Source organism: Spartinivicinus poritis (assembly GCF_028858535.1).
Taxonomy (GTDB): Bacteria; Pseudomonadota; Gammaproteobacteria; order Pseudomonadales; family Zooshikellaceae; genus Spartinivicinus; species Spartinivicinus poritis.
This window is the reverse complement of sequence record NZ_JAPMOU010000011.1, coordinates 102,612-114,994: the sequence shown is the minus strand read 5'-3', so window position 1 is coordinate 114,994 and position 12,383 is coordinate 102,612. Positions and strand designations below refer to the sequence as shown.

The window sequence follows — 12,383 nt, the reverse complement described above, 5'->3', positions numbered from 1 at the left end:
CTTCACTTTGGCTATCTATAAAGAACTATTGATTTGATAAAAACAGCTGATAAGCAGGGTTTTCAGATTCTTCCCAATAGTGATAGCCAATATCGGTTAAAAACTCAGGTACTTTTTCACGGTCCTTGCTGGGTACTTGAAGGCCAACCACCACTCTGCCATAAGCTGCACCATGGTTACGGTAGTGGAACATGGAAATATTCCAGCGTTGACCTAGTTTATTTAAAAAGTTAAGTAGTGCGCCAGGTCGTTCAGGAAACTCAAACCGATACACCACTTCGTCTTTTGCTGCTTCTGCATGGCCGCCGACCATATGACGAATATGCAGTTTTGCCATTTCATTATCGCTTAAATCGACAACAGGGTAGCCTGCATCCTGCAGTTGCAGAACAAGCTGCTCTTTGGTATCAGTATCGGGCTTAGTTTGCACCCCAACAAAAATATGTGCCTGTTTATTATCATAATAGCGATAGTTAAATTCAGTGATATTTCGTTTGCCTAAGGTTTGGCAAAAAGTTTTGAAACTACCAGGCTTTTCAGGAATAGTTACCGCAATAATTGCTTCGCGACGCTCACCTAACTCTGCACGTTCAGAAATATAACGTAGCCGATCAAAATTAACATTGGCGCCGCTATCAATAGCTAATAATGTTTGGCCGCTGACTTGTTTACGCTCTACATACTTTTTAATACCTGCAATACCTAAGGCGCCGGCAGGTTCGGTGATCGAACGGGTATCATCGTAGATATCTTTAATTGCAGCGCAGATTTCGTCAGCAGTCACCGTAATGACTTCATCAACGTAATGCTTACATACTTCAAATGTCTCTTGTCCGATTTGAGCAACCGCAACACCATCGGCAAAAATACCCACTTGAGGTAAAACAACTCTTTCCCCAGCTGCCAGAGCGGCTTTAAGACAAGCAGACTCTTCATATTCCACCCCAATTATTTTGGTTTCTGGGCGCAGATATTTTACATAAGCAGCAATGCCTGCAATTAAGCCACCACCACCGACAGGTACAAAGATAGCGTCAATAGGCCCGGAATGTTGGCGGAGGATTTCCATACCAATAGTGCCTTGGCCAGCAATGGTATCGATATCATCATAAGGATGAATATAAACGTAACCATGCTTCTCCACTAATTGTTTGGAGTAAGCTAAAGCTTGATCAAATGCATCACCATGAAGGATAACATCTGCTCCCCGAGACTTTACAGCTTTTACTTTAATTTCGGGGGTGGTTTGTGGCATGACAATGACGGCTTTAATACCAAGCCGCTGTGCAGCCAGGGCTAACCCTTGAGCGTGATTACCCGCAGATGCTGCGATAACTCCTCGTTGCTGTTCGGCTTTGGTGAGCTGTACAACCCGGTTATAGGCACCGCGAATTTTAAATGAAAATACCGGCTGTAAATCTTCTCGCTTAATTAAAATTGAGTTTTGCAGTCTTTCAGATAAAAAGGTGGCATGATCTAGCGGGGTTTCTACCGCTATATCATAAACAGGGGCTTCGAGAATTTTTTTTACATACGGCTGAAGCATAATAATAACTAATACACTGACCTGAACTATATGGAATTAATATGTATATTGGTGCAGAAAACACCAAATAATTATAAACAGAGCATTTCACACTGTTTGAGCTAAGAATACAAGAGTAGCCTGGAAATCCTGATTATTTATAGGATAATGTGCCAACTGATTAATCTCTCCCTAGGAACCCATACGCATGAACCAAGATGAGTTAAAGCAGGCTGTAGCACAAGCTGCCCTTGAGCAGATTGTTGACCAATTAGAAGAAGACAGTATTGTTGGAATTGGCACTGGCTCAACAGCCAACTACTTTATTGATGCATTGGCTGCTTATAAAGATCGCTTTGATGGTGCTGTGGCTAGCTCTAAAGCAAGTGCAGAGCGTTTAAAAGGGCATGGTATTCCTGTTTATGACCTGAATGTGGTCAGCGAAATCAAGTGGTATATCGACGGGGCTGATGAAGCTAATGAGCACCTACATTTAATTAAGGGAGGTGGTGCAGCACTGACTCGGGAAAAAATTGTAGCCGCAGTGGCTGAGCAGTTTATTTGCATTGCAGATGAGTCAAAGTTGGTGGGTAAGCTAGGCACTTTTCCCTTACCCGTTGAAGTGATACCAATGGCTCGCAGCTACGTAGCACGAGAGTTGGTTAAGCTAGGTGGTGACCCTGTTTATCGAGAAGACACTGTCACAGATAATGGCAACATCATCTTGGATGTGTGGAACCTAGATATTGGCTCTGCAGTGCAACTAGAAGAAGCTATTAACCAGATTGTTGGTGTGGTAACAAATGGTTTATTTGCCAGACGCCCAGCTGACATTCTATTACTTGGCACCCAAGCGGGGGTTAAAACCTTAAAAGCGAAATAATATCTAAGGGCACCTCTAAGCGCTAGATGTATTTTGTTGGTCTAGCGCTATTTCAGCAAATAACCAGTTTTTAAACGCCTCTATTTGTTGCTGAAATCGCTGCTCGGAAGAGTGGACCAAAAAATAGCCAATACCATTTTCAAGTGACTCTGCAAAAGGTTTTACCAGATAGCCTAGTTCAAGCTCTTCTTGCACCATAGTTAAATCAACCATCGCAACCCCATGCCCTCTTACTGCTGCATTAATAGCTAGTTCCATAGCATCAAACACTAAGCCACTATCGGTATCAATGTTATTAACATGGTTGGCATTTAACCAGTTTGTCCAGTCTGTTTTGTCTCGGGTAGGATGGAGTAGATTAACTATGCTCAGTCCATTGATATTGTTTAGTTGGTGCTTTGCTAAAAAAGCAGGTGAGCAAACGGGCGCCATGGTTTCTTTAAATAATGAAATAGCATGGTTTGGTACTTCAACGATAGCGTCATTAACAATAGCTGCCTGAAACTCATGTTGTACATCATAATGATGCTGCTCCCACATGGTGGTCAGGGATAGTTCAACATCGGGTTGAAGTTGCTGAAACTTTGCTAGCCTTGGCAATAGCCATTTCACCGAGAAGGTGGGAGGTACAACCACATTTAATTGATTGCGTGGCTGTAATAAATAGTCTGTTGTGCGGCAAATAGCATCAAAAGACTCTGAAAGTGTTTGGAACAAGTCACTACCTGAAGGCGTTAGTTGCAACCCTCTGGAAGTACGCTTAAATAGCTGGCAGTTAAAAAAGTCTTCCAAGGTTTTTACTTGGCGGCTGATAGCTCCTTGGGTGACAAACAACTCAGTCGCAGCTTCCGTAAAGCTGCCATGGCGTGCAGCGGCTTCGAAGGCACGCAAGGCTTTTAGTGGTGGTAAGTTTTTTCTTCGCCAAGACATGTGTTTTTGTCATACCTACCATGAATTAATATCGTTTGATAGTTAATAAGAGATAGTAATAAATTAATAAGCGTCCATTGACACTTGCTTGATCATAACCCGAGCCTCAATATTTCTCCAGATGTCAAAAATCTGGGTATTTGAGCTGATTGCGCCCTTTAAGCGGTTGTGTCCTTCAAAGGAGGGTCAGTGGTCCTGATCAGCACAACATATTGTGCTTGCGACTAAGGAACGACTGTAAGCACAGATACTAGCGCTCCGACTTAACCAGGTGCTCACAACCTTTGGCCCAAACCTCTTGTAGTGTGCCTGGTCGCTGAAATCTTTCTAGGTAGGCTGAAGCTTCTCTAGTTAGGTTGAATCTCTAGGTAGAGAATGTGCTGATGCCCTTATTAACTCCCATTAGGGTCTACCCTTTATATGCCTACTGTCCCCAGTAGGCTATTTTTATTGCCTTTCATATGTGAAGTGTTGTTGAGAGATATGAAACAGTTGTCGGTTTTTTCAAAGCAAGCAAAGGCGCTTTCTACTTTAGCTTGGCCCATTGTTTTGTCACAAGTGGCCTTAGTTGCATTAGGCTTAACCGACACCATTATGATGGGAGTCTTGGGTAAAGAGGCTTTGGCTGGCGGTGGCCTAGGGGTAACTATAACCGGCTTATTATTAACCTTGGCATTGGGAGTATTGGGGGCCACCTCAAATTTGATTGCGCCTTGTGCACATAAAACACCTGATGGAACAGTTAAACAATACAGTTATGCCAGCTTAATCGTAGCCACCGGTTTTGGAGTATTGATTTTATTGGTTCTGTTTTGGGCTAAAGAGTTAATAAGTTTAGCCGGACAAAGTGAGGAAACTACAGAACTTGCAGATCAATACTTGCAGGGCTTTTTCTGGGGAGTTTTACCTGGTCTATGGTTCCAAGCACTAAGGTTTACGGTAATGCCATTAGGGCATACCAGAATAGTCACAATAATTGCCTGGTTCGATGTATTACTGAATATACCTATTAACTACCTATTAATTACAGGTAGCTTTGGTTTTCCTAATTTAGGTATTAAGGGAATCGGTGTGGCGACAAGTGTTGTGCATATAACAAGTTTTATTTTGTTAGTTGCTTACATACTTTACCATCCTAAGTTAGCTGAGCAACGTCATGCCTTTATTGGAAAACTCCGTCTTGGTTTTTATTGTAAGGAGACACTGAGGTTAGGTATTCCACAAGGTATTACTTACCTAGCTGAAGTTGGATTATTTTCAACGGCTGCGTTTATGATGGGATTATTTGGCAATGACACATTGGCAGCTCATCAAATAACCTTACAAACTATTACTGTTCCTTTTATGGTTGCAATGGGTATTGCCCAAGCAACAGGCATAAAAGTAGGTCATGAATTGGGGCACAATAATATTCAGGCCTGTCGTCAATATGGCTGGTTGGGGTTAGGCATGGGTGGTTGTTGGATGCTACTGGCTGCACTGGCTTTTTGGCTATTTCCCGAAGTAATCGTAGGCTTTTATTTGGATAAAAATAATCCAGAAAATCAGCAGGTATTTCTTATCGCAAGTCAATTACTGATTATTGCTGCTTATTTTGAAATTTTTGACGGTTCGCAAACCATTGCCAGCTCGGCACTACGGGGGTTAAAAGAAGCTAAACGCCCAATGTTGCTAGCGATTAGTAGTTATTGGCTGGTTGGTTTACCTGTTGCGTTATTACTTGGCTTTTACTGGCAGTGGCAAGGCGCTGGTGTTTGGTGGGGGCTGGCAGCTGGATTGGCTGCAGCAGCGATTAGCTTGATCTGGTTATTTGAAAAAGCGACACGCGTGAGCCGCTCCGACTCAGGAGAGTTAATCACTAATAATAGAGTTGAAAACTACGTTTAATCTTGCTCCAAAAGTGGAGTTTTTACATAACTATGACAAATGAGCTTCTGACGGTTTATATAATTAGCACCGTTGTACGGTTCTACTGAATTATGAAAGGGATACTAAGGTACATTAATCTGAACCTTATTCATTAGATAAACTAGTTATTGCGTATTGACCATACGAAACTCATTAGCCCCATTCAGGGGCTAATTTTTACATAGCTGTGACATATTACATGTTATTAGCTTATATACTATGGCGTATTGCTTAATATTACTTCTCAGCAACAGTGTTGCACATGGTGTGTTATGTTGCTCTTACAGCTCCACCCGTGGGGCTTTTTTTGCCAAAATTTCACCGAGCTGGCTTTGCTAAATAAAGCTTAACTATCACAGATAGTAAGCTAAAGAGCTTAAAGCAGAGCGTCTTATTATAAACTTTTATTAACCTAATTTTGGATAATAGGAGTTTAACACTAGATATTTCATGTTTTCGGTATAGCTGCTAATAGTCGAGCTATAATTATGTCATTTAGGCTGACAGTTGGGTTTGGAGCATGAATGTTATTTCAGAAAAGGTGAAGGAGATCTTAAAACAGCAGGGTATTGCATTTGAAATCGATGAGCGTAAAGAGTTGGCTGGAAATAACCAGGAATTATCTAATGTCATCTATTCTACTATATTAGAGGATGATAAAGGGAAGGTGATGGTCATTTGCCCACGAACCCATATCATTGATTTGAACTTTTTTAACTCGCAATTTAATCGCAAACTTAGTGCTATGGAAGAAGGGAAGCTAAGCAAGCTGTTAAAAGATAAACAGTTAGAAAAATTGCCTGCGATTCCTCAATTATTTGATTTGCCAGTAATTATTGATAGTCAGTTATTTAAATCTGATGAAGTATTATGGCTGGATAGTGGCACGAAGGATAAACTAATAAGTATAAAAAGTGATGATTATAAAAAACTGGCAAGCCATTATACTCAATCGCAATTTAGTGTAAGAGTGGCGGAAATGGCCGAAGGTCCTGAAACATGGCAGCAGGATATTTTTGAAATCACTCAGGCTGTGAATACACATACTCAGTTGACTATGAGGGCGCAGCTGGAAGAAACCGTAGATTTACCACCACTACCACAAACTGCGCAAAAAATATTACAACTGAATTCAGATCCAAATGCTGACATTAATCAATTAGTTAAAATTGTTGAGTCAGATCCGAGCTTAGCTGCTCAAGTTGTTAGCTGGGCTGCATCCCCTTATTATGGAGTAAGAGGCGAAATCAAAAATGTTAAAGATGCTATTACTCGGGTGCTTGGTTTTGATTTTATTATGAGCATTGCTGTAGCGATGTGCCTAAATAAAACCATTGAACTACCGCAGGATCAGCCTAGAGGTTATACACCGTTTTGGCAGCAAGCATCTTATGCAGCAGTTACAGCTGAACAAATGGTACGTAAAATGTCAGGAGCCAACAAATTAGATAAAGGTTTGGCTTATTTAAGTGGGTTAATGCATAACTTTGGTTATTTAGTCATGGCTTATGTGTTTCCAGATCATTTTTCAAATATATGTCGTTATATGGAAGTGAATCAACACATTAATCATATAGAAATAGAACGCTATTTAATTGGCGTAACTCGTGATCAGGTTTGTTGTTGGTTAATGCACTATTGGGATATGCCAGAAGAGCTGGTAGTCGCTATAAGGTTTCAACACTCCCCAAATTATAATGGTGAATATTCGCAGTATGCTTTATTACTTTATATAGTACAAAGACTGCTAAAAGAACAGGGGATAGGAGATGCACCTTATGAGCAAATTCCTGATGAGTTTTATCAACAATTAAATCTTACACCTGATCAGGCTGCTGAGGTGATTGATAAAGTAGTGGAAGATCATGATAATGTAGAAATGTTAGGAAATAGCTTAGCAGCATAAGAGTATAATATTTGTAATTGACTAAACTTGTCTTCCATATCAACAGGGTCAGCCTCTAGTGGTCCATGCGCAAAATAAGGTAACAACTTCTTCTCCATTTATCTTCTGGCTGTGTTACTTTTTCTTGACGTAGGCCCACTATGCCTGCAAAAAAGCGCCTTACCAGAAAATAAATGGCTTTGAAGACTGTTACCCAACTTTACGCATGGACCACTAGCCGGCCTTTTCAGCTTTAATAAAGATCTTTTCTCATTGTTTTCATTCTATAAATAGCACTATTCACGAAAATTATGAGTGAAATTCGCACATTTATGTAGACTTAATGATGTGGTGCTTGATTGGTGTGATGTAGGTGATGGAAAAAATGTATTAAAGGTGCCCTAAAGAGTAAATTATACTGAATGTAATAATTTCTGAACATTTATAACTTTGCTTAAGGGAGTTAAGCGATGTTAATTATTCAAAAATTTTTTTTAAAGTTAACAGGAATTTTATTATTATTTGTGGTTTCTATTACGAGCTATGGAATGTTGCCTAATGCTTCATTTGAGCAAGGAGACGTTGGGGGAAGACCCGATGAATGGAAATGGTTTGGAAGTGATGAAAGTTTTTTTCCACAAATAGTGAATGATGCTTACCATGGTGAACAGGCCGTCAGAATTCCCGTTAGAGATAAGGAGTGGGGTGACGCTGTTTCTGGCATTAAGCCAAGTGATCATTTAACTGCAGGAAGTCAGAAATTTTATAAATTTGGCTTTTATTATAAAAGCAGAGATTTAAAATCTGTTCGTATCAGAATGAGAATGTATGATGCCTCTGATACAAGTATTGGTTATGTTGACTCTTTATTTGGTGTAGAAGATATGGATACATGGGCTTATGGAGAGCTGCATATAAAAGCAACCAAGCCAGAAACTACTTATATTAGTCCTCAATTCAGCGGAGTTGGTATTCGTGGTTGGGAGCGGCTGCATCTTTTTCATGATTATGACTATCTAAAAAATGTTTCAAAAAATAACGATGTACATGATATCAGTGAATTTACCAATCATGGCAGTTTTATTGGTGATGCAGCGCTAGATGAAGGAAAATATGGGGTTGGTTTAAACCTGGATGGTAAGGGCGACGCAGTGGTTATTCCACATGATGACTCCTTGAACTTAAAAGATGAGTTTACCATTGAAGCCTGGATAGCGCCGAGAAACTCCGCTGAACAGGTTCGTCGCACAATTGTTGGAAAAAAAGGGAGTTTTGAACTGTATCTTGAAGGAAGCAAACTGGTTTTTAGAGGCTATGGTCTAAATATTCAAACACATGAAGCAAAATTTTTATCCCATGCAAATAACTGGACTCATGTCGCTGTAAGTTATCGAGGCTATGATTTAAAAATTTATATCAATGGTAAAGAGCAGTATAAAAATGGTGGAGTATTTGGAGACTTGCAGATCTCTCATAATGATCTGTATACAGGCAGTTATGATAAAACCCTTACCAATACCTTTAATGGTAGAATAGATGAACTTCGGATCTATAAAGAAGGACTCACTACTTTACAGGTAGTACAGGATATGAATAAGCATGACCCTTCGCCTGTGCTTTGGTTAGATAACTTATCAATGCAAGAGATTGGCAGTCGTAATGGTATTGGTGAAGTTAGGAATAGGCTTTATCCTCAGATTTTTCCTGTTCCAAAACACGTCAGTTGGAATCACCCGGGTAAGTTTGGAAAATTTACTATAAATAATGAAACTGTTATATATGTTCCTGACTTAAAAAGTATTGAAAGTGCTATGACATTGAGAGCTGAAATAAAGCATTATTTTGGCCTTAGCCTTCCGATACGACCTTGGACAGCTAACGACCGTCCATATAATGCTATTTTAATGGGTACAATTGCTGCTAAAAATATATCAACAATATTAGCTAATGAAGGTTTACTTAGATACTTCCAAAGCATGTCAAATACAGGGCAAGGTTATGTCATAAAACTAGACTCAAAAGGCATTATTCTCGCTGGTCAAGATTATGTAGGTAGTTTTTTCTCTAGTGCCTCGCTATTACAAGTTTTAAAATTTAACTATGCGAAGAAAACTGAGCCAGTTTCCCCTTTTGGCTTGGTAGTTGACTATCCTGATACAAGTAATAGAGGGTTTCATTACACGATGTATAAGGATAAGTTAAAAATGGATATGAAAACTTGGGAGGAGCTTGTTCGTAGAACTCTAAGTCAATTTAAAGTAAATGAACTTCAACTATATTTGGGTAATTTGGCTATTGGTGATGGACGCTATTATTATAATTGGGATAGATTTTTAACCCCCCAGGAAATGCAAAAACTAATTCATTTTGCTAAGCAACACTATTTTGAAAAGGTTGTGCCCACAGTCTATGGTGGTGCGTTGTTTAGAAAAAAACACCCAGAATGGGCATGGGTAGAAAAAAGTGGGAAAATTTATTCACACTTCTTTGATACAACTAACCCAGGCTACCAAACACTGACAGATGCTTATTATAAGGATATATTATCAGCATTCCCTTCAGAAAAAGTATTTAATATTGCCCATGATGAGTCATTTGGTCATTACTGGGTTAATGGTGCCCCTTTTGAGGAGCAAGATTTTATTACCCAAGGCCCTGGTAGGTTCATGGAGCCAAGAGTTGTATGGTCTGACAGTATTATTCGCCAATGTAAGTACCTAAGTGAGCTAGGTATACAGGAAATAAGATTCTGGGCTGATGGACTTGCACCAGACCGAAATGGTGGGCCTCCCTTCCATACTGATGCTCAGTTATCAGCTATTGCAAAAAATTGTGAAAACATAGTTCCTATGTACTGGATGAGTAGAAGTAAGCACTACGAACGAGGTTTTATCAAAAAACTTCAGAAAGGTGGGTTTGATACAGTCATTTATTCAAGTAATAAAGCTGATACATCACCTTATGAGTTACCTAAAATGACTGAAACAAAGACTATGTATTCTAATAAATGGTCATCACCTTATCCTTGGTGCTCTGTAATGAACAGTACGACACAAGGAAAGGTATCGGAAGGATATGCTGACTATTGGTCCTTTTCAAAAATAGTGCATGAAGCAAATTTATTCTGGAATACAAACCAAAAAAATCTACCGCATTTCTGGGAGTTTACTAGTAAGTATGGTATTGATATTTCCAGAATTACTTCCGTTAGTCCAAATCTATATGGAGGCGATACTTATAAAGTATTTCCAGTTGAAAATTATAATGCAGATTTGATTGGTGAAACTAATGACTGGAGTTTAGCTAGCCCAGGATTTGACTTTTCGCAGGTGGTAATGAAAGGGAATGAACCTGCAGAATCATTTGCGTCAGTGGTGCAAACCCTACCAGAGGACTCTCCAAATTCATTGGTTTTATCTGCTAAAGGTGCTAAGTCTACTACACAAGCAGTTAACGAAACAGTTTCATCAATTTCAATTGTTATCAGTAGTGCTTGGGAAGGTCCTGATCAAGAACTATCAATGACTAACTATATGCAAAGAATCCAACAAATGTATCGGAATTATTACACAACAGATGATGGCAGGGATGGTGGAAAGATTGCGTATTTAACTCTTAATTATACAGATGGAACAACTTATGAAGAGCCTATTCGGTTTGGGAATGATGTTTATCTACATCAAACCAATGATATGACCAGAATTGCTTATGGTGCACGGGATATATTGCATGTACCAGCTGGTCCTATGCGGTCAAATGCAGCCTATATTTGGGAAGTGGTTAATCCAGCCCCTTGTAAAAAAGTAGAGTCAGTTACCTTATGGCTGAATGATGGAAGATATGAACCAGAAATAGATACGGGAGATTACTATCGGCCAGGAAACATTACTACTGAGCTTAAATTAGCATTATTCAGTATCGCTGGAAGAAGTGTGAAAAATGCTTGCATGGCAGGTAATAAATACTCAAGTTATAATTTAAATTAAAATAGACAATAAATGGGTTGATAACGTTGGTACACAATATTAGTAATAACTGGCAAGAGATGTTGCTGGGAGATGTTAAAGATTGGAGTATAGCTGAAACGGTGCACTGGCTATTAACATCTGGACGAACGATAACGGACCCTGCTCTATTCCTAAAAAGTCTTGGTGAGCACCTAATAAAAGCGGGCGCTAATCTTGCTCGAGTTCGCATCACACTCAATACAATTGATCCTGAAGTGAGAGCGAAAGTATATACCTGGTGGCGTGATAAAGATGAAATAGAGGTGTTTGATCCACCACATGGGGTTGATCAAACACCCGCGTATCGTGGTAGTCCAATAGAAGAGGTATTGGAGCATCGTCGTATAGTTCGCCATAAATTAACCAAAGAGATGGATCCAGACTCACATATTATTCTACAAGAGTTATATTCTGAAGGCATTACAGATTATGTTGCTTTTCCCCTAGAATTTACTGACCAATCAGTGAGTACTTTTATTATCGCAAGTGATAATGTTCAAGGGTTTTCTGAAAGTGATTTTAAAAAGTTTCAGACATTACTCTTATATCTATTACCTGTTTTAGAAGTCTTTTCAACCCGTAATACTATTAAGTCGTTGTTAAATACTTATGTTGGTCCCAGTACAGGGAGAAAAATCCTAAAAGGTAGTGTAAAGCGTGGGGACTCAGAACTGATTGAGTGTGCTTTATGGTACAGCGATTTACGCAATTTCACAGCTCTTACTGAATCCTTAGCAACTGATGCTATGTTACAGCTACTGAATTCCTACTTTGAATTAATTACAATCGCAGTCACTCAGCGTGGTGGTGAGGTTTTACGGTTTATAGGCGATGCAATGCTGATTGTCTTCACAGCGGAAGAGCTAGGTTCAGTTGATAATGCTTGTACAGCAGCACTACAAGCTGCAATTGAAGCTAATAACCAATTACAACAGTTGAATAAAGAGTTAACTTTGCAAGAAATGCCGTTATTATCTTTTGGAGTAGGTTTACATATGGGAAAAGTAGTATATGGCAACGTTGGCTCATTATCACGCTTAGACTTTACGGTAATGGGGCCTGCGGTTAATCGAACAGCACGGCTTGAGGATTTAACCAAAAAACTTGATGCTGACTTGGTATTGACAGCTGAATTTGCTGAACATATTACAGAGCCGACAGTATTTCTTGGAAGTTATGAGGTAAAAGGTGTTTCAGAACCATTACAGGTGCATACCCTAAAATCGTTTTTTAAAAAACAATAAT

Annotated in this window: 7 protein-coding genes; 5 read left to right on the top strand and 2 right to left on the bottom strand. The window is 39.4% G+C overall.

Annotated features, from left to right (window positions below; translation table 11 throughout):
• Nucleotides 1-25: 25 nt before the first annotated feature.
• Nucleotides 26-1,546 (bottom strand): threonine ammonia-lyase, biosynthetic, encoded by a 1,521-nt coding sequence (gene ilvA, locus ORQ98_RS11070; protein WP_274688869.1) that lies wholly within the window; start codon nucleotides 1,544-1,546, stop codon nucleotides 26-28.
• Nucleotides 1,547-1,733: 187 nt separating this feature from the next.
• On the opposite strand from ilvA, the gene rpiA reads away from it, so the two are divergent.
• A complete protein-coding gene (rpiA, locus tag ORQ98_RS11065) occupies nucleotides 1,734-2,408 on the top strand; it encodes a ribose-5-phosphate isomerase RpiA (RefSeq protein WP_274688868.1) in 675 nt (224 codons plus the stop codon).
• Nucleotides 2,409-2,423: 15 nt separating this feature from the next.
• On the opposite strand, the gene ORQ98_RS11060 is transcribed toward rpiA, so the two are convergent.
• A complete protein-coding gene (locus ORQ98_RS11060; RefSeq protein ID WP_274688867.1) occupies nucleotides 2,424-3,338 on the bottom strand; it encodes a LysR substrate-binding domain-containing protein in 915 nt (304 codons plus the stop codon).
• Between the two features lie 483 nt (nucleotides 3,339-3,821).
• Between ORQ98_RS11060 and ORQ98_RS11055 the strand changes: the two genes are divergently transcribed.
• The 4 genes from ORQ98_RS11055 to ORQ98_RS11040 all read left to right on the top strand — a co-directional run bounded on the left by ORQ98_RS11055 (nucleotide 3,822) and on the right by ORQ98_RS11040 (nucleotide 12,382).
• Nucleotides 3,822-5,225: an MATE family efflux transporter gene (locus ORQ98_RS11055; protein ID WP_274688866.1), complete on the top strand. Its 1,404-nt coding sequence runs from the start codon at nucleotides 3,822-3,824 to the stop codon at nucleotides 5,223-5,225.
• A 541-nt stretch (nucleotides 5,226-5,766) separates the two neighbouring features.
• Nucleotides 5,767-7,152, top strand: a complete 1,386-nt coding sequence (locus ORQ98_RS11050; protein ID WP_274688865.1) for an aminoacyl-tRNA deacylase and HDOD domain-containing protein — start codon at nucleotides 5,767-5,769, stop codon at nucleotides 7,150-7,152.
• 449 nt (nucleotides 7,153-7,601) lie between these two features.
• The gene (locus ORQ98_RS11045; RefSeq protein WP_274688864.1) at nucleotides 7,602-11,117 is read left to right on the top strand and encodes a LamG-like jellyroll fold domain-containing protein; all 3,516 of its coding nucleotides are present in this window, start codon (nucleotides 7,602-7,604) and stop codon (nucleotides 11,115-11,117) included.
• Nucleotides 11,118-11,143: 26 nt separating this feature from the next.
• Nucleotides 11,144-12,382: an adenylate/guanylate cyclase domain-containing protein gene (locus ORQ98_RS11040; protein WP_274688863.1), complete on the top strand. Its 1,239-nt coding sequence runs from the start codon at nucleotides 11,144-11,146 to the stop codon at nucleotides 12,380-12,382.
• Nucleotide 12,383: the final 1 nt, after the last annotated feature.

Bases quoted from the DNA above. Each gene is read 5' to 3' on its own strand.
- rpiA (WP_274688868.1), top strand. From the start codon at position 1,734: ATGAACCAAGATGAGTTAAAGCAGGCTGTAGCACAAGCTGCCCTTGAG.
- ORQ98_RS11050 (WP_274688865.1), top strand. From the start codon at position 5,767: ATGAATGTTATTTCAGAAAAGGTGAAGGAGATCTTAAAACAGCAGGGT.
- ORQ98_RS11045 (WP_274688864.1), top strand. From the start codon at position 7,602: ATGTTAATTATTCAAAAATTTTTTTTAAAGTTAACAGGAATTTTATTA.
- ORQ98_RS11055 (WP_274688866.1), top strand. From the start codon at position 3,822: ATGAAACAGTTGTCGGTTTTTTCAAAGCAAGCAAAGGCGCTTTCTACT.
- ilvA (WP_274688869.1), bottom strand. From the start codon at position 1,546: ATGCTTCAGCCGTATGTAAAAAAAATTCTCGAAGCCCCTGTTTATGAT.
- ORQ98_RS11060 (WP_274688867.1), bottom strand. From the start codon at position 3,338: ATGTCTTGGCGAAGAAAAAACTTACCACCACTAAAAGCCTTGCGTGCC.